This is a genomic window from Phenylobacterium sp. LjRoot219, assembly GCF_964252995.1.
GTDB lineage: Bacteria > Pseudomonadota > Alphaproteobacteria > Caulobacterales > Caulobacteraceae > Phenylobacterium.
In genome coordinates, this window is sequence record NZ_CAXUQI020000001.1 from 3,360,273 (window position 1) to 3,385,622 (window position 25,350).

Consider the following 25,350-nt stretch of genomic DNA (forward strand, 5'->3'; position numbering starts at 1 on the left):
GGACACTAGCAAGCATATGTTTCTAGTGTGCTTTACGGATCTGAAGTTCGCTTCGGCGCATGACCGATGTGCAGGCGAACTTCAGATCCAGCACACTAGGACCGTTCTGACTTAACAAGAGACTGGACCTGCGCCGTGCAACATGCGTTCACGGGGCGTGGACCACCGGCTGTCATACTATGCGCGGGTCCTGGGAGGCTTCGCGATCACCGCCCTGCTGCTCGGCGGAGTGGCGTTGCGCGTGACCAGTTGCGCGCCCGTGCCGAAGCCCGGGCTGGCCCCGCCGGCGGCGCCGCCGGCCGAGCTGGCGCACGACTGCCAAGCCCCGGCCTTTGAGCACGCCGCCAGCGTCAACCAGAGCTCGCTCAAGGCGCTGCCGTGGACGCCGTTCGGCCGCAACGAGGTCGGTTGGCGGATCTACGCCCCGCTGATCGCCCGCGAGATCGGCGTCGACTGCCCGCCGAGCTCCAGCGGCTTCGCCCAGGCGCTCGCCGCCTGGCAGCAGCGCCAGGGCATGCCGGCCGACGGCCTGGTGAGCCAGGCGACCTTCCTGCACATGAAGGGCGACATGCAGGGCCGCCGGCCGATCCTGCTGCTCTCCGCCCAGGGGATCTGCGCGGCGCCGGCCGACGAGCGGCGCCTGGCGGCGGCGCAGCCCGGCGAGATCCTCGGCGACAAGGTGGTCAAGCTGCGCCCGGCCGTGCTGGCGGCCTACCGGCGGATGGCCGAGGCCGCGCGCGCGGAGGAGCCGGCGATCGCCGCCGATCCCGAACTGCTGCGGATCTTCTCCGGCTATCGCAGCCCGAGCTACGACGCCGCGCGCTGCGAGGCCCAGCAGAACTGCAACGGCCGCGAACGGGCGCTCTGCTCGCCGCACCGCACCGGCCTGGCAGTGGACCTCTATCTCGGCCACGCGCCGGGGTTCCTGGCCGACGCCAGCGCCGACGCCAACCGGCTGCATCTGAGCGAGGGACGCGCCTACCGCTGGCTGGTGGCCAACGCCGACCGCTTCGGCTTCGTCAACTACCCGTTCGAGCCGTGGCACTGGGAATGGACCGGCGAGGCCCCGAAGGTGTCCCCCAGCGGCGGGGCGGTCGTGCGCGCCGTTCAGTAGGCCGCGCGGACGCTAGGCTCAGCGCGGGCTGAAGCCCGCCGCGATGAGGCCGATCTGCCGGTCCATCACCGCAATCATCTGCGCGGCGCTGGCGTTCTCCCAGGCAGCCAGGCGATAGGTCCAGGCGTAAGCGGCCATCAGCAGGTCGACGACCCCGCTCACGTCCGTCGCCCGATCGACGTCGCCGCTCGCGACCCCCGCAGTCAGGCAGTCCTCGACCAATCCCTTGAGCCGAGGGTTGCGGCCGAACGGGCGCGCGTCGGGCCCGAGCGTCCAGTCGTAGGCCGCCGCGATGTGCGCCAGGAACAGCTGCACGTGGCGGATTTCGAAATCGAAGTGGAGGGCGAACATCGACCGCAGGCGGTCGGCGGTCGAGCCGCGCAGATGCGGGATGACCTGGTCGAGCTCGGCGTAGAGCGCCTCGAGCCGGGCCTTCATCACCTCGCTGAGGATTTGGCCCTTCGAGGCGAAGGTGGTGAAGACGCTGCCGACCGACACGCCCGCCAAGGTGGCGATCTGCCGGATGGTGGCGCCTTCATAGCCCTGGGTCGCGAACAGCTCGCGGGCGGCGACGAGCACGCGTTCGCGCGTCGCCGCCTTCTGGACCTGGCGAACCCCCGCCCCGCTCAAATCCTAGCCCCGCCGCGCGCCGGCGAGGAGGATGCGGATCTGGTCGCGCGACCGGGCTTGCAGCGCCTCGACGCTCCAGCCCTCGAAGATCGCCTGCGGGTAGTTGGACAGGTAGGACTCGTAGAGCATCTGCGCGCGCAGCTTGACCTCGGCTTCCTGGCTCAGCTCGCCGCGCTCGACGCCGGCGTTGAGCTGGTCGAGGATCAGCTGCTGGATGTCGCTGAGCGGCTCGAGCTTGCGGAACACCTCGCCGTCCTTCGGCGCCCAGGAGACGCTGAACGCGGCGCGGGCCAGCGGCATCTGCGACTGGTAGAAGTGGTAGCCGGCCGAGAAGATCTTCAACAGCGCTTCTTCGACGTTGCGCGCCCGGGTCACCGCCTCGCGCATCTCGGCGACGATCTTGGCGATGTCCGAGATCATGATCTCGCGGAACAGGTCGGACTTGTCGCTGAAGTTGGCGAACACCGCGCCGGTCGACATGCCTGCGGCCGAGGCGATGTCGCGGATGGTGGCGCCTTCGTAGCCGTGCTCGCTGAACAGCTTGCGGGCGGCGGCGATCACCTTGATGCGGGTCTGCTGCTTGGCCAGCGCGCGGCGGGTCGGCCCCTTCACGCGGGCCTCGCTGGTGATCTCGTTCGGGGAAACGTGTTTCATCGACTCCGACCTTTCGTGAGCGCGCGAACGCGCTCGATTGGATCCATAGGCAACTACGCTCGCTCCCCGTCGTCACCGGCAGCCGGCTTGGACGATTCGCACCGCCGCGTCAGCCCGAAGCCGGGCGCAAGGTGGCAAGTAGCCGCTCGTTGAACATGTTCACGGCGCGGGCGCCTGATTCCGTCGCTTTCCAGCGGACGATCCCCTCGCTGCCCGCAAGTCGATGAAGTCGACTCGGTGAACATGCTCAACGAGCGTTGAGCGGCGGCGGAATAGGTCGATCCTGTGTGGCCGGCAACCCTGCAAAGCCCTAAATTGGTGCAATGGACATCTTCAGCTACCTGATCCCGGCCGCCCTCGCCGCGGTCACCATCGTGCTCGCGCTGGGCATCTATTCGCTCTATCGCGGCGGCGACTTCGGGCGCTCCTACTCCAACAAGCTGATGCGGCTGCGGGTGGTCACCCAGGCGATCGCCGTGGCGGTCCTGGTGGGCGCCCTGCTCTGGCGGGCAAACCACTGAATGGTCACGCTAAATCGAATCTACACCCGCACCGGCGACAAGGGCCGCACGCGGCTGGCGACCGGCGAGAGCATCAGCAAGACCGACCGGCGGGTCGAGGCCTACGGCGCGGTCGACGAGACCAACGCCTGCCTCGGCATGGCGCGGCTGCACACCGGCGGCGACGCGGCCTTTGATGCGATGCTTGGTCGCATCCAGAACGAGCTGTTCGATCTGGGCGCCGACCTCGCCACTCCGCCGAAGCCGGACGAGGCGGAGGGCGCGGCGCTGCGCATCCTCGACAGCCAGGTCGAGCGGCTGGAGGCCGAGATCGATGCGCTGAACGCCGACCTGCCCGGCTTGACCTCCTTCATCCTGCCCGGCGGGACTCCGGCGGCGGCGGCGCTGCACCTGGCGCGCACCGTCTGCCGGCGGGCCGAGCGCGAGGCGGTGCGGCTGGTCGAGAGCGGCGCGCCGACGAGCCCGTCGGCGCTGCGCTACCTCAACCGCCTGTCCGACCTGCTGTTCGTCGCCGCCCGCTACGCCAACGACCGCGGCGCGAGCGAGGTGCTCTGGAAGGCCGGGGCGACGCGATAAATCACCCGCTCATCCCGGCGAAGGCCGGGACCCAGGTGGCGCGCAGGAGCGCCGGCCGATTGTTCCCGAGTTCAGACCTTCGAGCGCTCAAGCTGGACCTGGGTCCCGGCCTTCGCCGGGATGAGCGGAATTTGGCGTTGCCTACTTCGGCTCGCGGCCCAGGGCCTTCAGCGCCTCGGCGCGGGCCTGCGGGTCGGCGATCACCCGGCCGGTGATGTCGGAGATCAGGATCGGCTGGGCGCACACCCGCTGGGAGTTGTCCCACCATTTGCGGGCCCGCTCGCAGTTCTGTTGCGGCGCGATCCAGCCAAACTGCCAGATCAGCATGCTGACGGTGAGCACCGCGAAGATGGCGAGGAAGATGAGCTTGAGCCGCTCGAGCGTCCGGTTCATGGGCCGTTCTTAATCGTCTGCACGGCCCTTCGCTAGCCGTTCGCCCTGGCGGAATTGCGGCGTGGGGAAGCTGCGCGACTTGCAATGCGCGCCCAAACCGCTATTGCCCCCTTCGACCGAATTTCCGCCATGCAATTTACGAGGCCTTGTCGACCATGAAGGTGTTGGTCCCGGTCAAGCGGGTTATTGACTACAACGTGAAGGCGCGGGTGAAGCCCGACCAGTCGGGCGTCGACCTGGCCAACGTGAAGATGTCGATGAATCCGTTCGACGAAATCTCCGTGGAAGAGGCCGTGCGCCTCAAGGAGAAGGGCGTCGTCAGCGAAATCGTCGCCGTCTCCGTCGGCCCGACGCAAGCGCAGGAAACCCTGCGCACCGCGCTGGCCATGGGCGCCGACCGCGCCATCCTGGTGAACGCCGAAGCTCAGGACCTGGAGCCGCTCGCGGTCGCCAAGGTGCTGAAGGCGGTGATCGCCGAGGAAGCGCCGGAAGTCGTGCTCATCGGCAAGCAGGCGATCGACGGCGACAACAACGCCGTCGGCCAGATGCTGTCCGCGCTGCTCGACTGGCCGCAGGCGACTTTCGCCTCGAAGGTCGAGATCGACGGCGGCAAGGCCAAGGTCACCCGGGAAGTCGACGGCGGCCTGCAGACGCTGGAAGTCGACCTGCCGGCGGTGATCACCGTCGACCTGCGCCTCAACGAGCCGCGCTATGCGTCCCTGCCGAACATCATGAAGGCGAAGAAGAAGCCGCTCGACGTGAAAGAGCTGGCTTCGCTGGGCGCCGACACCGCCCCGCGCCTGAAGGTGGTGAAGGTCAGCGAGCCGCCGAAGCGCGCTGGCGGCGTCAAGGTCGAGAGCGCCGCCGAACTCGTCAGCAAGCTCAAGACCGAAGCGGGGGTCCTCTAATGGCCGTTCTCGTTATCGCCGATCACGACAACGCGTCGCTGAAGGACTCCACCCACAAGACCGTCACCGCGGCGCAAGCCATCGGCGGCGACGTCGACGTGCTGGTCGCCGGCAAGGACGCCAAGGCTGCCGCCGAGGCCGCCAGCAAGATCGCCGGCGTCCGCAAGGTGCTGCTGGCCGAGAGCGCCGAGCTGGGCCAGGGCCTGGCCGAGGCGTTCCAGGACCTCGTCGTGCCGCTCGCGGCCAACTATGACGCGGTGCTGACCCCGGCCACCGCCCAGGGCAAGAACCTGTCGCCGCGCATCGCCGCCAAGCTCGACGTGTCGCAGATCTCCGACATCATCGAAGTGGTCGACGCCAACACCTTCGTGCGGCCGATCTACGCCGGCAACGCGCTGGAGACGGTGCAGTCGAGCGAAGCCAAGAAGGTCATCACCGTCCGTCCGACCGCCTTCAAGGCGGCGGCGGAAGGCGGCTCGGCCGCGGTCGAAACCGTTGCGGCTCCGGCCGCTCCGGCCAAGACCCGCTTCGTCGGCCAGGAACTGGTGAAGTCGGCGCGTCCGGAACTCACCGGCGCCAAGATCGTCGTCTCCGGCGGCCGCGCGCTCGGCTCGGCCGAAGAGTTCCAGCGGGTCATCGAGCCGCTCGCCGACAAGCTCGGCGCCGCCGTCGGCGCCAGCCGCGCCGCGGTCGACGCCGGCTACGCGCCGAACGACTACCAGGTCGGCCAGACCGGCAAGGTCGTCGCTCCCGAGCTGTACGTGGCGGTCGGCATCTCCGGCGCCATCCAGCACCTGGCCGGCATGAAGGACTCCAAGGTGATCGTCGCGATCAACAAGGATCCGGACGCGCCGATCTTCCAGGTCGCCGACTACGGCCTGGTCGCCGACTACAAGACCGCCGTGCCGGAGCTCCTGGCTGCGCTCGGCTGATCCAGCCACAGTCGCCTGATCTGGCCAAAAGCCCCTGCGCGGTCCGCCGCGCAGGGGTTTTTTGTTTTGGCCTGCCGAGCCTGATCGGCTTCCATGTCATCAGCAACAATCGGGCGGTCGCCAGCGAACGCCCCCTCCGTCTCGGCGCGCATCGCGCCGGTCCACCTCCCCCGCTGCGCGGTGGAGGATCTGGGCGCAAGATGCTCCACCGCTTCAGCGGGGGAGCTGTCGGCGAAGCCGACTGAGGGGGCGTTCGGCGTTCTGCGGCTTCCCCGGAGAATCCTAGGGAGGGCACATGAACCAGGCTGCCGACTACGCCTTCCTGCACGGCGCCGGCGAAGGCGGCTGGCTGTGGGACGATCTGATCGCCGCGCTCTACCGACAGACCGACGGCCAGTTCGGGCGCGCGCTGGCGCTCGACGTGCCCGGCTGCGGCCAGAAGCCCGGCCGCGACGTCGAGGACCTGGGCCCCGACGAGATCGCCGCCGAACTGATCAACGACATCGTGGCGGCCGGCCTGAAGGACGTGATCCTGGTCGGCCATTCCTTGGCCGGAACCATCCTGCCGCGGATGGTCGCCCAGCGCCCGGACCTGTTCCGGCGACTGGTCTACGTCGCCTGCGCCGCGCCCGCGCCCGGACAAACCGCCTCGGAGATCTTCGGCGCGAGCCGGCGCGGCGAGAACCCCGACGAGATCGGCTGGCCGATCGACCCCCGGGCCTGCAGCGTCGAAGAACTGTTCGGCGTGCTCTTCTGGAACGACACCACGCCCGAGCAGACCGAGATGTTCCGCCGCCGCCTGCCCGAGAACCGCTGGCCGGCCCGCACCCAGGCGGCCCGCGACTGGCGCTACGATCACCTGGGGACGCCGCCGTCGACCTACGTCGTCTGCCTGCAGGACAACAGCGCCCCCGCCCGCTGGCAGGAGGTGTTCGCCGCGCGGCTGAAGTGCGAGCGGCTGGTGCGCATCGACGCCGGCCACCAGGCCATGGTCACCCGTCCGCATGCGCTCGCCGAAGTGCTGCGCATCGAAGCGGCGCTCTGAGAGCGCGAGGAGCGAGAAATATGAGCCAAGCTGTCGACTACGCCTTCCTGCACGGCGGCGGCCAGGGCGGTTGGGTCTGGGACGAGACGATCGAGGCGCTGGGCCGGCAGACCGACGGCGGCTTCGGCCGGGCGCTCAGGCTCGACGTGCCCGGCTGCGGCGCCAAGCGCGCCCGCAACACCGACAGCGTCAGCGTCGACGACATCGCCGCCGAACTGGTCGCCGACGTCGAGGCCGCGGGCCTGCGCGACGTGGTGCTGGTCGGCCATTCCCAGGCCGGCTGCATCCTGCCGAAGATGGTCGCGGCGCGGCCGGACCTGTTCCGCCGGCTGGTCTACGTCTCCTGCTCCTCGCCGCTCCCCGGACAGACGGTCATCGCCATGGTCGGCCAGAGCCTGCACGGCGAGAACCCCGACGAGGTCGGCTGGCCGGTGGATCCGAAGACCCACAGCATGGAAGAGCGCTACCTGCTGATGTTCTGCAACGACATGAGCCCGCTCGAGACCGCCGGCTTCCTCGGCAAGCTCGGCCACGACGCCTGGCCGATGCAGAGCTACGCGCACACCGACTGGAGCTACGACCACCTCGGCGCGGTTCCGGCGAGCTATGTCGTCTGCCTGCGCGACGGGATCCTGCCGGTGGCCTGGCAGGAACGGTTCGCCGAGCGCTACCACTGCCAGCGGATCGTGCGCCTCGACGCCGGCCACCAGGCGATGACCACGCGGCCGCATACGCTGGCCGAAGTGTTGCGACACGAGGCGGCCGCCTGAGCAGCCAACCACAGCCGGGGATTGCCGACACCGCGAATACTCAAGCTCGACGCGCATCTCCCGGTCGGCGTTTGGTTGCGGCGCAGCAAAAGCCTTGGCCACCACCGTAAAACGGATGTTAGAAAGCCGTCACAAGTACACGAGCGCACGCTCGTCGCGGTCAATGGGACCTGGCTTAAATGGTTGACATCAAAACCGTCGGCATCATCGGCGCGGGCCAGATGGGCTCCGGCATCGCTCATGTCTGCGCGCTGGGCGGCTACAATGTGCTGCTGCACGACGTGAGCGTCGAGCGGATCGAGGCCGGGCTGCAGACCGTCGAGCGCAACATGGCCCGCCAGGTGGCCCGCGGCCTCGTCAGCCAGGAAGACGTCGACGCGGCGCTGGGGCGCATCAAGGCGGCCGAGGAACTGCAGGACGTCGGCAAGTCGGACCTGGCGATCGAGGCGGCGACCGAGGACGAAAGCGTCAAGAAAACCATCTTCAAGGCGCTGTCGCCGCACCTCGGCCCGAAGACCCTGCTGGCCTCGAACACCTCGTCGATCTCGATCACCCGCTTGGCCTCGGCCACCGACCGGCCGGAAAAGTTCATCGGCCTGCACTTCATGAACCCGGTGCCGGTCATGAAGCTGGTCGAGATCATCCGCGGCATCGCCACGGACGCGGCCACCTACGAGATCGCCGTCAACTTCGCCAAGTCGCTCGGCAAGACCACCGCCAATGCCGAAGACTTCCCGGCCTTCATCGTCAACCGCATCCTGGTACCGATGATCAACGAGGCGATCTACACCCTGTACGAGGGCGTCGGCACCGTCGAGGCGATCGACAACGCCATGCGGCTGGGCGCCAACCACCCGATGGGCCCGCTCGAGCTGGGCGACTTCATCGGCCTCGATACGGTGCTTTCGATCATGAATGTGCTCTACGAAGGCCTTGCGGATTCGAAGTACCGTCCCTGCCCGCTGCTGGTGAAGTACGTCGAGGCCGGCTGGCTCGGCCGCAAGGCCGGCCGCGGCTTCTATGACTACCGCGGCGAAGCCCCCGTCCCGACGCGCTAGGCGCACTCCCTTACCTCCCCCGCGAAGCGGCGGGGGGGACCGCCCGCCGCAGAGCGGGCGGTGGAGGGGGCAGGCCACATTCGCGGCGCCGCCACCTCACTTTTGCTCAGCTTTCGAAACGGGGCAGCGGTGCGCGCCGCTCGCCCCCTCCACCACGCGCTCTTCGGCGCGTGGTCCCCCTCCCCCGCTCCGCGGGGGCGGTAGGCGCGTCTCTGAATTTTTCCATGACGACCTGTCGGCCCGGGTCATACTCCCGCGTCCTTCGAATGGAAACGAGGTCCGCCGCATGCTCTACGCCCTGCTCTGCTACAACGACGAAGACGTCGTCTGGTCCTGGACCAAGGAACAGGACGACGCCGTCATGGCGAAGATCAACGTCGTCCGCGAGAAGCTGATCGCCGAGAACAAGCTCGGCCCGTCGCTGCGGCTGCTGCCGACCACCGCCGCCACCACCCTGCGCAAGAGCGGGGTCGATCCGCTGGTGATCGACGGCCCGTTCGCCGAGACCAAGGAGCAGTTGCTCGGCTTCTACATCCTCGACGTCGCCGACCTCGAAGCGGCGCTGGCGATCTGCCGCGACCTCGGCGAGGCCAATCCCGGCGGCACCTACGAGATCCGCCCCGTGGCGCTCTACTTCGGCGACGAGCGGAAGGCCTCCGCATGACCGACCTGGCCTGGATCAACGGGGCGCTGATCGCCGCCCGGCCCCAGGCCGTCGGCGCGCTGCTGCGCTACTTCCGCGACCTGGACCAGGCCGAAGAGGCGTTCCAGGAAGCCTGCCTCAGGGCGCTGAAGAGCTGGCCGAAGAACGGCCCGCCGCGCGACCCGGCCGCCTGGCTGATCCTGGTCGGCCGCAACGCCGGCCTCGACGGGGTGCGCCGCCGCTCGCGCGACGCGGCCCTGCCGGACGAGGACGCGCTGTCCGACCTCGACGACGTCGAGGCGCCGCTGGCCGAGCGGCTCGACGGCTCGCACTACCGCGACGACGTGCTGCGGTTGCTGTTCGTCTGCGGCCATCCGGAGCTGCCGGCCACCCAGCAGATCGCGCTCGCCCTGCGCATCGTCGCGGGGCTGTCGGTGAAGCAGATCGCCCGCGCCTTCCTGGTCGGCGAGGCGGCGATGGAGCAGCGCATCACCCGCGCCAAGGCCCGCATCGCCAAGGCCGAGGTGCCGTTCGAGACGCCCGGCGCGGTCGAGCGGTCCGAGCGGCTCGCGGCGGTCGCGGCCATGCTCTACCTGGTGTTCAACGAGGGCTACTCCGCCGGCGACGGCGAGGCCCGCGCCCAGTTCTGCAACGAAGCGATCCGCCTGGCCCGGCTGCTGCTGCGGCTGTTCCCGACCGAGCCGGAGGTGATGGGGCTGACCGCGCTGATGCTGCTGCAGCACGCGCGCGTCGCCGCCCGCTTCGACGCCGACGGCCAGATCGTGCTGCTGGAGGATCAGGACCGCAGCCTCTGGAATCGCAAGCTGATCGCCGAGGGGCTGGCGCTGATCGACAAGGCCATGCGTCACCGCGCGCCGGGGGCCTATCAGGTGCAGGCGGCGATCGCCGCGCTGCACGCCCGGGCGGCGCGCTTCGCCGACACCGACTGGCGCGGCATCGAGCGGCTCTACGCCACCCTGGAGCTGCTTCAGCCCTCGCCGGTGGTCACCCTCAACCGCGCCTCGGCGCTCTCCAAGGTCGCCGGCCCCGCCGAGGCGCTGGAGATGATCGAACCGCTCGGCGCGCGGCTCGCCGGCTACTTCCACTTCCACGGCGCGCGCGGCGCGCTGCTGCTGCAGCTCGGCCGCACGGCCGAGGCGCGGACCTGTTTCGACCAGGCCATCGCCCTGGCTAACACCGCCGCCGAGGCCAACCACATCCGTCAGCATCTCGACCGGCTGACGCAGGATTCCGCGCAGGCGATGTCGGCGCAGCCCGACGCCGCGCGTCCTTGAGAGGTCAACCCCGCCCGAAGGAGGCCTGAAGATGTCGAGTTCCGAAGCGCAAGCCGCGCCCAAAGCCCAGCCGAAGTGCGGCCTGGTCGCCTATCTGCAGCTGGACGGCGCCGTCGCCGCGGCGAAGTTCTACGAAAAGGCGTTCGGCGCCGAGATCGCCGCCATGCATCCGCCGGACGACAACGGCCGGACCATGCACGTGCACCTCTACATCAACGGCGCGTCGCTGATGATCGCCGACTTCTATCCCGAGCACGGCCAGCCTGCCGTCAAGCCGCAGGGCTTTAGCCTGGCGCTGATGGCGACCGACATCCACAAGCAGTTCCAGCGCGCCGCCGACGCCGGCTGCGAAGTGACCATGCCGGTGCAGGAGATGTTCTGGGGCGACCTCTACGGCCAGCTCAAGGACCCCTACGGCGTCGACTGGGCGCTGAACCAGCCGGTGAGCTGAACCCCACTATGTCATCCCGGAAGGCGCGCAGCGGCTGTCCGGGATCCATGCACACGGCGCGCCCGGAGAATGCGCGGCGGCCTCAGTGTTCATGGGTCCCGGTCTTTCGCTGGCGCGAAAACCGGGATGACATGCCTGTGGGGAAGATCTTACCCGCGCGTTAATCCATTCGACACTGCCCGAGTCGTCGGCGGATACTTCCGTTCGATTCGGATGGCGGGATGATGCGACGGCTCACCCTTGCGCTGCTCTGCGGCGCCTATCTTTGCCTCTCGCTGATCGTCGCGCTCACCCTGTGGCGCAACGGCGGCGGCTGGGGCGCCGGCGTGGCCGCCCTGGTGGGCGGCCTGGGCCTCTGCTTCGCCTTTCACGGGCTGATTGCGCGCGCGCTGGAACACGGCGCGATGCGCTCCGACGTCGACGCCCTGCGCGAGGCCCACAAGCTGCTGCTGGACCAGGTCGAACGGCTGGACGCGCGCGTCAGCCAGGTCGCCGAGACCGTCGAGGAGGACCTCAGCCGCGGCGAGCAGCTGACCGACGAGGTCGAGCTGCTGGAGCGCCTGGTGCAGCGGCTGCAGGCCCGCGGCGCCGAAGCGGCCCAGGCCGCCGAGCCCGCCCCGGCCTACACCGGCCGGATGGGCCACAACTCCGGCCACCGCCAGTCCGCCACGCTGATGGACACGGTGCGCGAGGCGCTGGCCGAGAACCGCGTCGACCTCTATCTGCAGCCGATCGTCGCCCTGCCGCAGCGCAAGACGGTGTTCTACGAGAGCTTCACCCGCCTGCGCGACGAGAGCGGCCGGGTGCTGATGCCGACCGAATACCTGAGCGTCGCCGAGCCGGGCGGCCTGGTCACCGCGATCGACAACCTGCTGCTGTTCCGCTGCGTGCAGATCGTCCGCCGGCTGGCCAAGCAGGACCGCCGGGTCGGCATCTTCTGCAACATCTCGATGGCCAGCCTCGGCGACGACGAGTTCTTCCCGCAGTTCCTCGAACTGCTGGCCGCCAACCGCGACCTGTCCAACGCGCTGATCTTCGAGCTCGGCCAGGCGGCGTTCGACTCCCGCGGGCCGGTCGAGAGCCGCAACATGGGCCGCCTCGCCAACCTCGGCTTCCGCTTCTCGATCGACAAGGTCACCGACCTCGACTTCGACCTGCAGGACTTCGCCCGCGCCGACGTCAACTTCGTCAAGGTCGGCGCCCAGATGCTGCTCGAGCAGCTGGTCGAGGCCGAGGGCCGGCTGGTGCTGCGCTCGATGCCCGACCTCGCCGCCGAGGACTTCGCGGCGCTGACCCGCCGCTACGGCATGCAGCTGGTCGCCGAGAAGGTCGAGAGCGAGCGGCAGGTGGTCGACATCCTCGAGCTCGACATCCCGTTCGGCCAGGGCAACCTGTTCGGCGAGCCGCGCGCCATTCGCGACGCCGTGCTCGCCGAGACCGGCTCCCCGCCCGCCCCCAGCTACGGCCGCGCCGGGCTGCGCCGCGCCGGCGGGGTGTACTGAGCCGACCACCATCCCTTTCGTCATCGCCCGGCTTGTCCGGGCGACCCATCCCGATGTCGTTCCGCAGCAGCTGAGGCCGGCGCTTTGAGCTGGGTTGCCCGGACAAGCCGGGCCATGACGGATCATTGGATCCACCTGCGCGCATTGACCCCGCCGGCCGCCGGGGCTACCGCCGGGCCATGACCCTGCCCACCTTGCCCGCCGGCCTGTCCGAGATCGCCGACCGCTACGACGTGCTTCTCTGCGACGTCTGGGGCGTGGTGCACAACGGCCGCGAGAGCTTCCGCGACGCCTGCGAGGCGCTCGCCCGGTTCCGCGCCGAGCGCGGGCCGGTCGTGCTGATCACCAACGCGCCGCGGCCGCAGGCCCCGATCCTCGAGCAGTTGGACAGCCTGGGCGTGCCGCGCGCCGCCTGGTCGCAAGTGGTGACCTCGGGCGACGCCACCCGCCTGCTGCTGGCGCAGCGCGCGCCGGGGCCGGTCTACAAGCTGGGGCCGGAGCGCGACTGGCCGCTTTACGACGGCCTGGCGCTGCAGAACGCCGACCTCGACCACGCCGCCTTCATCGCCTGCACCGGCCCGTTCGACGACGTCAACGACGAGCCGGAGGACTACCGCGAGGCCTTCGTCGGCGCGGTCGCCCGCGACCTGGAGATGATCTGCGCCAATCCGGACATCGTCGTGCAGCGCGGCGACACCCTGATCTACTGCGCCGGCGCGCTGGCCCAGCTCTACTCCAGCCTCGGCGGCCGGGTGGTGATGGCCGGCAAGCCCTATCCGGCGATCTACGACCTGTGCCTGTCCGAGGCCGCCCGCCTGCTCGGGCGGCCGCTCGACAAGTCCCGCGTGCTCTGCGTCGGCGACGGCCTGCCGACCGACATCCGCGGGGCCAACGCCCAGGACCTCGACGTGCTGTTCATCGCCAACGGCATCCACGGCGCCGAGGTGGTCGGCCCGGACGGGCTGAAGCCGGAGCTGGCGGCCGACCTGCTGCGGCAGGAAGGGCTGCACGCGCGCTGGGCGATGACCGACCTCGTCTGGTAACGGACGGTCAGGTCCCGTACTGAGATGGGGCGCCAGGGAGAACAGGACGCCGTGCAGGGGCTGTATTTCGAGGATCTCAGCGAGGGCCAGAGCGCCGAGATGACGCGCGTGGTCAGCGCCGCCGTGGTCGACGCCTTCGCCGAGCTCTCCGGCGACACCAATCCGGTGCACCTCGACGAGGCCTACGCCAAGACCACCGACTTCGGCGTGCGGGTCGCGCACGGGATGATTTCGGGCGCCTATATCTCGGCGGTAATCGGAACCAAGCTGCCCGGCCCCGGCGCCGTCTATCTGAGCCAGTCGCTGAAATTCCGCCGCCCGGTGCGGCTCGGCGACGAGGTCACCACCCGCGTCACCGTCAAGGAGTTGGACGTCCGCCGCGGCCACGCCACCCTGAAGACCATCTGCGAGGTGGCCGGCAAGACCGTCGCCGACGGAGAGGCTTGGATCATGGTCCCGAGGCGTCCGGCGTGAAACGGCTGCGCGTCGTCCGCGGCTGGAAGGACCTGCCCGACGCCGATCGCGGCGCGGCGATCGCGGTCGGCAGCTTCGACGGCGTGCACCGCGGCCACCAGCAGGTGATCGGGCTCGCCGCCGAAACGGCGCGCAAGCTGGGCTGCCCGCTCGGCGTCATCACCTTCGACCCGCATCCGCGCGCCTACTTCCGGCAGGGCGACCAGGCCTTCGAGCTGCAGAAGCGCGACCAGCAGGCGCGCGCCCTGGAGGCGCTCGGCGTCGACGTGCTCTACGTGCTGCCGCTCGAACCCGAGCTCGCCGGGATGACCGACCGCGAGTTCGCCACCAAGGTGCTGGCCCAGGGCCTCGGCGCGCGGCACGTCGCGGTCGGCTTCGACAACACCTTCGGCAAGGACCGCAGCGGCACGCCCGACGCGATGCGCGCCTACGGCCAGGAGCTGGGCTTCACCGTCTCGGTCGCCCCGCCGGTCACCGGCGAGGAAGGAGCCAAGTTCTCCTCCACCCGGATCCGCGAGGCGCTGCGCGAGGGCCGCCCGCAGGAGGCCGCCGAGATCCTCGGCCGGCCATTCGCCATCGAGGGCGAGGTGGTCCGCGGCCGCCAGCTCGGCCGTACGCTCGGCTTCCCGACCGCCAACGTCTCGATTTCCGGCTATGTCGCGCCGCGCTTCGGCGTCTATGCCACCCGTACCCGGTTGCCGGACGGCCGCCTGATCCCCGGCGTCGCCAGCATCGGCGTCAATCCGACGATCGACGGGCGCACCGAGCCAGTGCTGGAAGTCTGGCTGTTCGACTTCGACGAGGACCTCTACGACCAGGTCATCGAGACCGAACTGGTCGCCTTCCTGCGCCCGGAAGAGAAGTTCCCCGACCTGGAGACCATGACCGCCCAGGTCATGGCCGACGCCGAGGCGGCGCGGATTCTGCTCAGCGCCTGAAGCGGCGCGCGCTGGCGCGCCCGAATTGATCCCGAATTAATCCTGGGCGCTTGTCAGACGCCGCCTGCAGGCGCTTGCTCTCGCGGAACGCGCTCTAGCAGAGGATCGGTCATGGAGACCCGGATCAGCGAGATCGCCGCGGGCGTATACCGGTTCTCGACCTGGGTCCCGCAGGTCGCCCCGCCCGCCGGCTTCACCTTCAACCAGTTCCTGATCGAGGCCGAAGAGCCGATGCTCTTCCATTGCGGCCAGCGGCAGCTGTTCCCGCTGGTCGCCGAGGCGATGGCCAAGGTCATGCCGCTGGAGAAGCTGCGCTGGATCAGCTTCGGCCATGTCGAGGCCGACGAATGCGGCTCGATGAACCAGTGGCTGGCGGCCGCGCCGAACGCCCAGGTGGCGCACGGCGCGCTGGCTTGCGACGTATCGCTCAACGACCTCGCCGATCGGCCGCCGAAGCCGCTCGGCGACGGCGAGCTGCTCGACCTCGGCGGCCGACGGATGCGCTGGATCCCGACGCCGCACGTGCCGCACGGCTGGGAGGCCGGGGTGATGTTCGACGAGACCACCAGGACCCTGTTCAGCGGCGACCTCCTGACCCACGTCGGCGACGGCCCGCCGCTGACCGACGCCGACATCCTCGGCCCGGCGCTGGAAGCCGAGCGGATGTTCCGCGCCATGTCGCTGGCCCCCGGCACCCCGGTGATCCTGCGCGGCCTGGCCGAGCTGGAGCCGATGACCCTGGCGCTGATGCACGGCTCGTCGCTGCGCGGCGACGCCGCCGCGGCGCTGGAAGGCCTGGCCTCGTTCTGCGAACGCGAGTGCGCGAGCCTGGTGGGGGGTTAGGCTTGCCCTTTCTCCGCTCGTCCCGGCGAAGGCCGGGACCCAGATGAGGAGCGCCAGGATCTCCGGCAAATCCGCAGTGGAGCATCGGCCCGCGCTGCGGCTGTATCTGGATCCCGGCCTTCGCCGGGACGAGCGGTTGATAGTTCGTGTCATCTCCCCCTGAGGGGGAGGATCTGGCGCATCCACACGCCAGCGCTTGGGTTCGCGCCGCAGCTCTGTTAGACGCTTGCCGATGACTTCGGGTCGGAAAGCGCTGCGAATTATCCGCCCGGCGTGACGCCGCCGGACGTGACCGTCCCAGCGCGCGCCGGGTCTAACCCCCGCCTCCTGATTTCCGAGCCAAGCTGGAAAGTCCTATGGCCGACGACGCCGACAAGCCCGTTTCCGAGACCACCAACGGGCGCGACTACCGCGCCACGGTCTTCCTGCCCGACACTCCGTTCCCGATGCGCGCCGGCCTGCCGAAGCTGGAGCCGCAGATCCTCGAGCGCTGGCGCGAGCTCGACTTCTACAACGCCGTGCGCGCCGAGCGGCAGAAGGCCGGCGCGCCGCTGTTCGTGCTGCACGACGGCCCGCCCTACGCCAACGGCGGGATCCACATCGGCCACGCGCTGAACAAGATCCTCAAGGACTTCGTGGTCCGCTCGCGTTTCGCGCTGGGCTTCGATGTCGACTACGTCCCCGGTTGGGACTGCCACGGCCTGCCGATCGAGTGGAAGATCGAAGAGCAGTACCGCGCCAAGGGCAAGCGCAAGGACGACGTGCCGGTCGCCGAATTCCGCCAGCAGTGCCGCGACTACGCCGGCCACTGGATCGGCGAGCAGATGCGCGAGTTCCAGCGGCTCGGCGTGACCGGCGACTGGGCCAACCGCTACGCGACGATGGATTTCGAAAGCGAAGCCGCGATCGTCGCCGAGTTCCACAAGTTCCTCAGCACCAACCAGCTCTACCGCGGCTCCAAGCCGGTGATGTGGAGCCCTGTCGAGCGCACCGCCCTGGCCGACGCCGAAGTCGAGTACCACGACCACGTCAGCCCGACGGTCTGGGTGAAGTTCCCGGTCGTCGAGGGCTCCGACGCCGCCGAGGGCGCCGCGGTGGTGATCTGGACCACCACGCCCTGGACCATCCCGGCCAACCGGGCGGTCAGCTACAACCCGGACATCGCCTACGCCGTCTACGAAGTCGAGGCGATGGAGCAGGACCTGGCCTTCGAGCCCTGGGCCAAGCCGGGCGACAAGCTGATCGTCGCCGAGAAGCTGGTCGCCGAGGTGATGGCCGCCGCCAAGGTCGCTCGCTACCTCAAGGTCGAGAGCATCGACTGCGAGGGCATGGAGCTGGCCCACCCGCTGGCCGACCTCGACCGCTACTACAGCTTCGGCGTGCCGATGCTGGCGGGCGACCACGTCACCGACGACGCCGGCACCGGCTTCGTGCACACCGCGCCCGGCCACGGCGCCGACGACTACATGGTCTGGCTGGCGCACGGGCATCGCGAGATCCCCGAGACCGTCGATCCCGACGGCGCCTACTATCCGCACGTCGGCCTGTTCGCCGGCCTGAAGGTGCTGGAGACCGAGGGCAAGAAGTCCGGCAAGTTCGGCCCGGCGAACCCGGCGGTGATGGACAAGCTGATCGAGGCCGGCAACCTGCTGGCGCGCGGCCGGCTGGAGCACTCCTACCCGCACTCCTGGCGCTCCAAGGCGCCGGTGATCTTCCGCAACACTCCGCAATGGTTCATCCGCATGGACCACGCGATCGAGGGCGGCGTGCACGATGGCCGCACCCTGCGCGAGACGGCGCTGACGGCGATCGACGAGACCGCCTTCTACCCGGCGGCCGGCAAGAACCGCATCCGCGCCATGGTCGAGGGCCGCCCCGACTGGCTGATCAGCCGCCAGCGCGCCTGGGGCTCGCCGATGGCGATGTTCGTCGAGAAGGACAACGGCCAGCCCCTGCACGACGCGGAGGTCAACGCCCGGATCGTCGACATCATCGCCAAGGAGGGCGCCGACGCCTGGTTCGTGCGTCCGGCCGAGGACTTCCTCGGCGGCTACGACCCGAGCCGCTACGAGAAGGTCGAGGACATCCTCGACGTCTGGTTCGATTCCGGCTCGACCCACGCCTTCGTGCTGGAGGGCCGGCCGAACGGCCGCCAGCCCACCGCCACCCCGGCCGACCTCTATCTGGAAGGCTCCGACCAGCACCGCGGCTGGTTCCAGTCCTCGCTGCTGGAGAGCTCCGGCACGCGCGGCCGCGCCCCGTTCAAGGGCGTGCTGACCCACGGCTTCACCCTCGACGAGAAGGGGGAGAAGATGTCGAAGTCGCTGGGCAACACGGTCGATCCGCAGTCGGTCATCAAGGACAGCGGCGCCGAGATCCTGCGGCTGTGGGCGGGGATGGTCGACTATGGGGACGACACCCGGATCGGCAAGACCATCCTGCAGACCACCACCGACGCCTACCGCAAGATCCGCAACACGATCCGCTACATGCTGGGCGCGCTGGCCGGCTTCAGCGAGGCCGAACGGCTGCCGCTGGACGAGATGCCGCCGCTGGAGCGCTACGTGCTGCACCGGCTCTGGGCGCTGGATCGCGAGATCCGCGCCGCCTACGAGCGCTACGCCTTCCAGGAGGTGACCCGCGCCCTGGTCGAGTTCTGCCAGACCGACCTGTCGCAGCTGTTCTTCGACATCCGCCGCGACAGCCTCTACTGCGACGCGCCGGAAGCTGTGACCCGCCGCGCCGCGCGCACGGTGATGGACCTGGCGTTCGAGCGGCTGACCATCTGGCTGGCCCCGCTGCTGCCGTTCACCACCGAAGAGGCGTGGACCAGCCGCTTCCCGGACGCCGGCTCCAACGGCCTGCGGGTGATCCCGGAGACGCCGGAGTCCTGGCGCAACGAGGCCGAGGCCGAGCGCTGGGCCAGGGTCGTCCAGGTCACCTCGGTGGTCACCGGGGCGCTGGAGGTCGAGCGGCGCGAGAAGCGCATCGGCGCCGCGCTCGAGGCCGCGCCGCGGGTGCACGTCGCGCAAGCCGAGCTGCTGGCGGCGTTCGACGGCCTCGACGCGGCCGAGGTGTTCCGCACCAGCGCCGCCGAACTGATCCGCGGTGACGGGCCGGCCGAGGCCTTCCGCCTGGCCGAGGTTCCCGGGATCGCCGTCGAGCCGCTGCGCGCCGACGCCTGTAAGTGCGCTCGCTGCTGGCGCTTCCTGCCGGAGGTCTCTTCGCCGAAGATGCTCTGCCTGCGCTGCGACGAAGCGGTGGAGACGTGGGACGCGACTCAAGGGAACGTGGCCGCATGAAGGTGACCAAGCTCGGTTGGAGCGCCTACCTGCTGGCCGCCCTGGCGGTGGTGCTCGACCAGGCCTCCAAGTTCTGGATTCTCAACGTCTTCGACCTGCCGTTGAAGGGCACCGTGCCGGTCGCGGGCCCCTTCCACCTGACCATGGTCTGGAACCGCGGCGTCAGCTTCGGCCTGCTGCGGGCCGACGCCGACGTGACCCGCTGGGCGCTGGCCGCCTTCTCGATCATCGTCGCGATCTTCCTGGCGGTGTGGGCGCGCAAGACCACCCGCAAGCTGACCGCGGTGGCGCTCGGCCTGGTGATGGGCGGGGCGATCGGCAACGTCATCGACCGCATCCGCTTCGGCGCGGTCGCCGACTTCCTCGACTTCTCGCGGCTCTGGTTCCCGTGGATCTTCAACGTCGCCGACGCGGCCATCACCGTCGGCATCCTGATCCTGCTGCTCGACATGCTGCTGCAGGAGAAGGAAGCCGCGCCGAAGTCCGCGACCGACGCCGCCCGCAAGCCCCAGCGGGATGCGATCTAATGCGCGTGGCGCACGCGTCAGGTTTGCGCTAACTAATCTGCGCATTTTCGGCCGGGGGCGGCCATTTGGAGCTGTTGAGGTTCATGAGCGTCAACCGTGTGATCGTCGCTTCCGCTCTGATCGCCGCGGCCGGCCTCGCCGGCTGCCAGTCGACGAGCAAGGCTCTGGGCATGACCAAGGTGACGCCCGACGAGTTCCGCGTCGTCACCAAGGCGCCGCTGGTGGTGCCGCCGGACTACGCGCTGCGGCCGCCGGCGCCGGGCCAACCGCGCCCGCAGGAACTGCAGCCGGACAGCGCCGCGCGCACCGCGCTGCTGGGCGCCCGCGAGGCGCAGGTCCGCTCGGACGGCGAGAAGATGCTGGTCGCCAAGGCCGGCGCCGAGAAGGCCGATCCGCTGATCCGCTACGTGGTCGACGACGAGTTCGGCGACGTCGCGCACAAGGACAAGAGCTTCGCCGACCGCGTGATGTTCTGGCGCGCCGACAAGCCGGCCGCCGAGCAGACCACCCCGGCCCCGGTCGACGCCACCGCCGAGCAGCAGCGCATCGCCGGCCTGGTCGGCGACAAGCCGGTCGTCATCCAGCGCAACCAGGACACCCGCTTCAAGCTGCCGGGGCTGTAATCACCTGAATCTCCTACCTCCCCTGCGACGCGGGGGAGGGGGACCGCCCGCCGCAGAGCGGGCGGTGGAGGGGGCATGCGGCGCGCACAGCGTAGCCGCAGCCCCCTTTTTCATTTCAACTTGCCTTCCTGAACCCAGAAACGGCCAAGCCCTGCCTGCGGCTTGCCCCCTCCACCACGCGCTCTTCGGCGCGTGGTCACCCTCCCCCGCTGCGCGGGGGCGGTAGGCGGGATGTAGCGGGATCACACCTCCCCAGGCGTCTTCACCTGGTAGCCCTTGGCGCGCAGTTGATCGAGCACGCCGCCCTGGGCCAGCAGCGGGCGCAGGTGCACCACGGCGATCGCGTGGCCCGGCTTCTGCAGCGCCTTCTCGATCGCCGCCACCTGGTCGGACTTGGTGCGGGCGTCGAACGCCTGGGCCCCGGGGACCATGTTGACGCAGCGCTCGTAGGTGCGCTCGTTCGCCAGCGCGCCCGGGGTGTCGCCGCCGGCCCAGGCGTGGGCCGCCTGGACGGTGATGCCGGGTCCGGATTCGATCTGCTCCAGCACCGCGTCCAGGCAGGCGCGGCCGGCGGGTTGCGAGGTGCGCAGCACCGCCCCGAGCAGCGGGGCGACGTCATAGCTGCGCTGGGTCACCGGGACCTTGTCGCGTTCGGCGTAGACCTTCACCACCTTGGCGGTGTCGGCGTTGGTCAGGCCGGACTTGTCGCGGTAGTCGCCGGCCAGCAGCAGGCCGGCGGCCAGGGCGTTCTTGGTCTTGTAGCGGCTGGCGGGCTGGCCGATCTTTTCGCGCGCCGCGATGAAGCGGGCGCGGGTCTGCGGATCGAGGGTGTCCTCGAACGGCGTCGACGACTTCAGCCGCATCATGTTGATGCCCGCGCCGAGCGCGCCGCCGAGTTTCACCTTCACCGTCTGGAACGGCAGGATCACCACGCTGGCGCCCTGCAGCCTGCGGTCGAGGGTGGTGGTGTCCCAGGGCGTGCGCTTGGGCGCCAGCGACGGCGCGCCCATCACATAGACGGTGCTGGCGCCGTTGGAGACGGTCCACCAGGCCGGGCCCTTGTCGCGGGCGACGACCACCAGTTCCTCAACCAGGGTCGCGTCGGGGTCGATCGGCAGGTTGGCGGCGGGCGGCGGCTGGCCGGGCGCCGGTTGCACGGCCGGCGGCTGCGCCGGCTGCAGCGCCACCTGCGCGAGGCTGAGGGACGCCGGCGCGGCCGCCAGGGCCAGGCCGAGCGTTAGGGGTCCGAGAGGGTTTCGCACGCCCATCACCATACCGGAATCGTCCTATAGTGCCGGGTCCGCCAGAGCGCGTCAGGCGAAAGTGGGCGCCCGCTTCGCCGTCCGACGCACTCTAAGCTCAAAGATGGACCCTTCTTGTCCGGCGCAGATTATTCGATCTGCTCCGGCCAGGGTCCAGGGGTTGCCTATGCCGATCCGTCGTCTTCCGCCCGAGACCGTCAACCGCATCGCCGCCGGGGAGGTGGTGGAGCGTCCGGCCAGCGCCGTCAAGGAACTGGTGGACAACGCCCTCGACGCCGGCGCGTCGAAGGTCGAGGTGCAGGCCGACGGCGGCGGGCTGACCCGCCTGCTGATCGCCGACGACGGCTGCGGGCTCGGCCCCGACGAGCTGCCGGTGGCCATCGAGCGCCACGCCACCTCCAAGCTCGCCCCGGACGCCGACGGCGAGTACGACCTGCTGCGTATCGCCACCCTGGGTTTCCGCGGCGAGGCCCTGCCGTCGATCGGCTCGGTCGCACGGCTGACGATCTCCAGCCGTGCGCGCGGCGCGGCCGACGCCTACGCCATCCAGGTCGAGGGCGGCGCGGTCGGCGCGGTCACGCCGTCGGCCTTCCCCGGGCCGCACGGCGCCCGGGTCGAGGTGCGCGACCTGTTCTACGCCACCCCAGCGCGGCTGAAGTTCATGAAGTCCGAGCGCTCCGAGGCGTTGGCGATCACCGACGAGATCAAGCGCCAGGCGATGGCCCACGAGGCGGTCAGCTTCGCGCTCGACCTCGACGGCCGCCGCGCCCTGCGGCTGCCGGCCGAGGCCAAGGGGCCGGACGGCCGGCTCGCCCGACTGTCGGCGATCATGGGCCGGGAGTTCTCCGACAACGCCCTGCCGATCGATCAGGAGCGCGAGGGCGTGCGGCTGTCGGGCTTCGCCGGCCTGCCGACGCTGAACCGCGGCAACGCCGCCCACCAGTACCTGTTCGTCAACGGCCGGCCGGTGCGCGACCGGCTGCTGCAGGGCGCCCTGCGGGCGGCCTATGCGGACTTCCTGGCCCGCGACCGCCATCCGCTGGCGGCGCTCTACGTCGAACTCGACCCGGCCTATGTCGACGTCAACGTGCATCCGGCCAAGGCCGAGGTCCGCTTCCGCGATCCCGGGCTGGTGCGCGGCCTGATCATCGGCGGCCTGCGCCACGCCCTGGCCAGCGCCGGCCACCGCGCCTCGACCACCGTCGCGGCGGCCGCGCTCGGCGGCTTCAAGCCGCAGTCTTACGTGCCCAGCTACGTCCCGCCGCCGTCGGGTGGCGGGTTCTCGGCCTGGAGCGCCGGCGGCTGGAGCGCGGACGCCGGCCGCGCCGCCGCGGCGCAGTCGCTGCCCGGCCTGACCGAGGTCTCCGCCCGGGCCGAGCCGGCCTATGAGCCGTACGGCGTGGCCGAGCCGTCGGCCGCCCCGGTGGTCGACCCGGTCGACTTCCCGCTGGGCGCGGCCCGGGCGCAGGTGCACGAGACCTACATCGTCGCCCAGACCCGCGACGGGATGGTGATCGTCGACCAGCACGCGGCCCACGAGCGGCTGGTCTACGAGCGGATGAAGACCGAGATGGCCGGCGGATCGGTCGCCCGCCAGGCGCTGCTGCTGCCGGAGGTGGTCGAGCTCGACCCAGCCGACGCCGAGCGGGTCGCCGCCCGCGCCGAGGAGCTGGAGCAGCTCGGGCTGCTGGTCGAGTCGTTCGGCCCGGGCGCGGTGCTGGTGCGCGAGACCCCGGCGCTGCTCGGCGAGACCGACGTCGCCGGCCTGGTCCGCGACATCGCCGACGACCTCGCCGAGAACGGCCAGGCGCTGGCGCTGAAGGAGCGGCTGGAGGAGGTCTGCGGCACCATGGCCTGCCATGGCTCGGTGCGCTCCGGGCGGCGGCTGACCGCGCCGGAGATGAACGCCCTGCTGCGGCAGATGGAGGCCACGCCGCACTCCGGCCAGTGCAACCACGGCCGGCCGACCTATGTGGAGCTGAAGCTGGCCGACATCGAGCGGCTGTTCGGGCGGCGGTAGGGGCCACCAAACTCCGCCCATCCCGGCGAAGGCCGGGACCCAGATCCAATGCGCCGACGCGGCGGGCCTATTCACCTGCGCACATCTTGCCTGACGCTCAGGCTGCACCTGGGTCCCGGCCTTCGCCGGGATGAGCGGTGGAAGGGTGGGACGCGCTGGACATCTCGGCGCCTACGCCGCGCAGACCGCGGCCTCGGCGTCCGCCAGCTCCAGCACCGCGCCCATCGCCGCCAGCAGACGCTCGGGCTTCAGCGGCTTCTCGACCACGCCGTTCATACCGCTGGCGCGATAGAAGGCGGCGTCGGACGGGTCGGCGTTGGCGGTGACGGCGATGATCGGCAGCTGGCTCCAGACGCCGGCCCCCGAGCGGATCCGCCGGGTCGCCTCGATGCCGTCGACGCCCGGCATCTTGATGTCCATCAGCACCAGGTCGAAGCGGCCGCTGGCCGCGGCCTGCACCGCCGCCAGGCCGCCCTCGACGGCCTCGCTGCTGCAGCCGAACATCTCGCACAGGGTCGCCGCGACCAGCCGGTTGGTGGCGTTGTCGTCGACGATCAGCACGTGCAGCGCCCCGCCCTGCGCCTCGGCCGGCGTCGGCTGGGCCGCCTGCGCGGCGGGCGCCGGCACATGGTAGAGCGGCGCCTCGAACACGAAGCGGGCGCCGCCGGCGGGACTTTCCTCGGCCCGGATCAAGCCGTTCATCCGCTCGACGATCTGCCGGCAGACGGCGAGGCCGAGGCCGGCGCCGCCGAGCTGCATCCCGACCTCGGTCTGGCTGAAGGGGGCGAAGATCTCCTCGCGCCGCGCCGCCGGCACGCCCGGGCCGGTGTCGTCGACGCAGGCGCTCAGCCGCACGCAGTCGCCCTCGACCACGGCGCTCAGCCGCACCTCGACGCCGCCGCGCTCGGTGAACTTCAGGGCATTGCCGACTAGGTTGTTGAGCACCTGGCGCAGCCGGTCGCGGTCGGCCAGCAGCCAGAGGTCCTGCGGCCCTGCGTAGACGGCGCGGAAGCTCAGCCCCTTCAGCTCGGCCTGCGCCGACCACAGGCTGCTGACGTCCTCCAGCAGGGTCGCCGCCTCCAGCGGGCCCTCCTTCAGGTCCAGACCCGAGGCCTCGGCGCGCGACAGGTCCAGCGCATCGTTCAACAGCCGCAGCAGGGTGCGGCCGGAATCCAGGATGGTGTCGACGAACGGCGCCAGGTCCGGCTGGCGCGACTTGCGGCGGACGATCTCGGCCACTCCCAGCACCCCGTTCAGCGGCGTGCGGATCTCGTGGCTCATCACCGCCAGGAACCGCTCCTTGGCGGCCAGCGCGGCCTGGGTCTCGCGGGCGTAGGTGGCGGTGGCGGTGGCCGTGGCCGTGGCCTGCAGCAGGTCGAGCGCCGTGCCGACCCCGGCGTAGCGGCCGCCGCAGGTGACGATGAAGCCCTGCAGCAGCTCCGACGGGCGCTCCTCCAGCACGCGGCCGCAGAACTCCGCGACGGTCATCTCGCCGTCGGCGACGACCGGATCGGTGCGCATCCAGAACGACACCGGCCGCCCGGACCACAGGGCGTAGCCGTACTGCCCGGCCATGCGCACCAGGAAGTCGTTGCGCTCGATCAGGCCGATCGGCCCGCCGGCCGCATCCACCACGGCGATGGCCAGGGTGTCCGGCTCGTCCTGGAACCGCTTGTAGATCTCGCGCCCGGCCACGTCGGCGGTCACCGGCTCGGCGTAAGGCGCGATATCGAAAAGAAGCGTCATCCCCGCACTCCAACAGATGCGCAGGAGGTGCGTCGGGTCAGGTGAACGCGCGGTTAGTCTAAGGCTCTGACTTCGTGAAC

25 protein-coding genes are annotated in these 25,350 nt (G+C 70.3%); 20 read left to right on the forward strand and 5 right to left on the reverse strand.

Annotated elements, in window-relative coordinates; translation table 11 throughout:
- Positions 1 to 142 precede the first annotated feature (142 nt).
- Entirely contained in the window at positions 143 to 1,114 is a 972-nt protein-coding gene (locus tag ACSQ14_RS16435) for a D-alanyl-D-alanine carboxypeptidase family protein (RefSeq protein ID WP_436014671.1), read from the forward strand.
- 18 nt (positions 1,115 to 1,132) lie between these two features.
- Here the strand turns inward: ACSQ14_RS16435 and ACSQ14_RS16440 are convergent, their stop codons facing one another.
- Positions 1,133 to 1,744, reverse strand: coding sequence for a TetR/AcrR family transcriptional regulator (locus ACSQ14_RS16440; RefSeq protein WP_436014673.1), 612 nt, complete (start codon positions 1,742 to 1,744; stop codon positions 1,133 to 1,135).
- A gap of 3 nt (positions 1,745 to 1,747) precedes the next feature.
- On the reverse strand, positions 1,748 to 2,398 hold the full coding sequence (locus ACSQ14_RS16445) for a TetR/AcrR family transcriptional regulator (protein WP_436014675.1): 651 nt from the start codon (positions 2,396 to 2,398) through the stop codon (positions 1,748 to 1,750).
- A gap of 323 nt (positions 2,399 to 2,721) precedes the next feature.
- Between ACSQ14_RS16445 and ACSQ14_RS16450 the strand changes: the two genes are divergently transcribed.
- Positions 2,722 to 2,919, forward strand: coding sequence for a twin transmembrane helix small protein (locus ACSQ14_RS16450; RefSeq protein ID WP_436014679.1), 198 nt, complete (start codon positions 2,722 to 2,724; stop codon positions 2,917 to 2,919).
- On the forward strand, positions 2,920 to 3,495 hold the full coding sequence (locus ACSQ14_RS16455) for a cob(I)yrinic acid a,c-diamide adenosyltransferase (protein ID WP_436014681.1): 576 nt from the start codon (positions 2,920 to 2,922) through the stop codon (positions 3,493 to 3,495).
- A 141-nt stretch (positions 3,496 to 3,636) separates the two neighbouring features.
- Here ACSQ14_RS16455 and ACSQ14_RS16460 read toward each other — a convergent pair whose 3' ends face one another.
- Complete coding sequence (locus ACSQ14_RS16460; RefSeq protein ID WP_436014683.1) at positions 3,637 to 3,888, reverse strand: hypothetical protein; 252 nt, start codon at positions 3,886 to 3,888, stop codon at positions 3,637 to 3,639.
- 155 nt (positions 3,889 to 4,043) lie between these two features.
- Here ACSQ14_RS16460 and ACSQ14_RS16465 point away from each other — a divergent pair, with 155 nt between their 5' ends.
- From ACSQ14_RS16465 to ACSQ14_RS16540, 16 genes are all read left to right on the forward strand, one after another.
- Positions 4,044 to 4,796: an electron transfer flavoprotein subunit beta/FixA family protein gene (locus ACSQ14_RS16465; RefSeq protein ID WP_436014685.1), complete on the forward strand. Its 753-nt coding sequence runs from the start codon at positions 4,044 to 4,046 to the stop codon at positions 4,794 to 4,796.
- A complete protein-coding gene (locus tag ACSQ14_RS16470) occupies positions 4,796 to 5,728 on the forward strand; it encodes an electron transfer flavoprotein subunit alpha/FixB family protein (RefSeq protein WP_436014687.1) in 933 nt (310 codons plus the stop codon). The genes ACSQ14_RS16465 and ACSQ14_RS16470 overlap by 1 nt, the downstream gene beginning before the upstream one ends.
- Positions 5,729 to 6,023: 295 nt before the next feature.
- Positions 6,024 to 6,773: an alpha/beta fold hydrolase gene (locus tag ACSQ14_RS16475; RefSeq protein ID WP_436014689.1), complete on the forward strand. Its 750-nt coding sequence runs from the start codon at positions 6,024 to 6,026 to the stop codon at positions 6,771 to 6,773.
- A gap of 20 nt (positions 6,774 to 6,793) precedes the next feature.
- Positions 6,794 to 7,543, forward strand: coding sequence for an alpha/beta fold hydrolase (locus tag ACSQ14_RS16480; RefSeq protein WP_436014691.1), 750 nt, complete (start codon positions 6,794 to 6,796; stop codon positions 7,541 to 7,543).
- A gap of 179 nt (positions 7,544 to 7,722) precedes the next feature.
- On the forward strand, positions 7,723 to 8,601 hold the full coding sequence (locus ACSQ14_RS16485; RefSeq protein WP_436014693.1) for a 3-hydroxybutyryl-CoA dehydrogenase: 879 nt from the start codon (positions 7,723 to 7,725) through the stop codon (positions 8,599 to 8,601).
- Positions 8,602 to 8,887: 286 nt separating this feature from the next.
- Positions 8,888 to 9,265, forward strand: a complete 378-nt coding sequence (locus tag ACSQ14_RS16490) for a YciI family protein (RefSeq protein ID WP_436014695.1) — start codon at positions 8,888 to 8,890, stop codon at positions 9,263 to 9,265.
- Complete coding sequence (locus ACSQ14_RS16495) at positions 9,262 to 10,539, forward strand: RNA polymerase sigma factor (protein WP_436014697.1); 1,278 nt, start codon at positions 9,262 to 9,264, stop codon at positions 10,537 to 10,539. The genes ACSQ14_RS16490 and ACSQ14_RS16495 overlap by 4 nt, the downstream gene beginning before the upstream one ends.
- Positions 10,540 to 10,570: 31 nt before the next feature.
- Positions 10,571 to 10,990, forward strand: a complete 420-nt coding sequence (locus ACSQ14_RS16500) for a VOC family protein (RefSeq protein ID WP_436014699.1) — start codon at positions 10,571 to 10,573, stop codon at positions 10,988 to 10,990.
- A 224-nt stretch (positions 10,991 to 11,214) separates the two neighbouring features.
- Positions 11,215 to 12,492 (forward strand): flagella assembly cyclic-di-GMP phosphodiesterase TipF, encoded by a 1,278-nt coding sequence (tipF, locus tag ACSQ14_RS16505; protein WP_436015452.1) that lies wholly within the window; start codon positions 11,215 to 11,217, stop codon positions 12,490 to 12,492.
- 179 nt (positions 12,493 to 12,671) lie between these two features.
- Entirely contained in the window at positions 12,672 to 13,535 is an 864-nt protein-coding gene (locus ACSQ14_RS16510) for a TIGR01459 family HAD-type hydrolase (protein ID WP_436014701.1), read from the forward strand.
- Positions 13,536 to 13,586: 51 nt separating this feature from the next.
- Positions 13,587 to 14,009 carry a MaoC family dehydratase gene (locus tag ACSQ14_RS16515; protein ID WP_436014703.1) on the forward strand — a complete coding sequence of 141 codons (423 nt, stop codon included), beginning with the start codon at positions 13,587 to 13,589 and terminating at the stop codon, positions 14,007 to 14,009.
- Complete coding sequence (locus ACSQ14_RS16520; protein ID WP_436014705.1) at positions 14,006 to 14,947, forward strand: bifunctional riboflavin kinase/FAD synthetase; 942 nt, start codon at positions 14,006 to 14,008, stop codon at positions 14,945 to 14,947. The genes ACSQ14_RS16515 and ACSQ14_RS16520 overlap by 4 nt, the downstream gene beginning before the upstream one ends.
- Positions 14,948 to 15,058: 111 nt before the next feature.
- Positions 15,059 to 15,790: an MBL fold metallo-hydrolase gene (locus ACSQ14_RS16525; RefSeq protein ID WP_436014707.1), complete on the forward strand. Its 732-nt coding sequence runs from the start codon at positions 15,059 to 15,061 to the stop codon at positions 15,788 to 15,790.
- A 356-nt stretch (positions 15,791 to 16,146) separates the two neighbouring features.
- Entirely contained in the window at positions 16,147 to 19,092 is a 2,946-nt protein-coding gene (gene ileS / locus ACSQ14_RS16530) for an isoleucine--tRNA ligase (protein WP_436014709.1), read from the forward strand.
- On the forward strand, positions 19,089 to 19,619 hold the full coding sequence (gene lspA, locus ACSQ14_RS16535) for a signal peptidase II (RefSeq protein WP_436014711.1): 531 nt from the start codon (positions 19,089 to 19,091) through the stop codon (positions 19,617 to 19,619). Before ileS ends, lspA begins: the two co-directional genes overlap by 4 nt.
- An 83-nt stretch (positions 19,620 to 19,702) precedes the next feature.
- The gene (locus ACSQ14_RS16540) at positions 19,703 to 20,242 is read left to right on the forward strand and encodes a DUF3035 domain-containing protein (protein ID WP_436014713.1); all 540 of its coding nucleotides are present in this window, start codon (positions 19,703 to 19,705) and stop codon (positions 20,240 to 20,242) included.
- A 242-nt stretch (positions 20,243 to 20,484) separates the two neighbouring features.
- Here the strand turns inward: ACSQ14_RS16540 and ACSQ14_RS16545 are convergent, their stop codons facing one another.
- Positions 20,485 to 21,504: a TraB/GumN family protein gene (locus ACSQ14_RS16545; RefSeq protein WP_436014715.1), complete on the reverse strand. Its 1,020-nt coding sequence runs from the start codon at positions 21,502 to 21,504 to the stop codon at positions 20,485 to 20,487.
- Positions 21,505 to 21,670: 166 nt separating this feature from the next.
- On the opposite strand from ACSQ14_RS16545, the gene mutL reads away from it, so the two are divergent.
- Positions 21,671 to 23,524 carry a DNA mismatch repair endonuclease MutL gene (gene mutL / locus ACSQ14_RS16550; RefSeq protein ID WP_436014717.1) on the forward strand — a complete coding sequence of 618 codons (1,854 nt, stop codon included), beginning with the start codon at positions 21,671 to 21,673 and terminating at the stop codon, positions 23,522 to 23,524.
- A gap of 171 nt (positions 23,525 to 23,695) precedes the next feature.
- On the opposite strand, the gene ACSQ14_RS16555 is transcribed toward mutL, so the two are convergent.
- Positions 23,696 to 25,270, reverse strand: a complete 1,575-nt coding sequence (locus ACSQ14_RS16555; RefSeq protein ID WP_436014719.1) for an ATP-binding protein — start codon at positions 25,268 to 25,270, stop codon at positions 23,696 to 23,698.
- Positions 25,271 to 25,350: the final 80 nt, after the last annotated feature.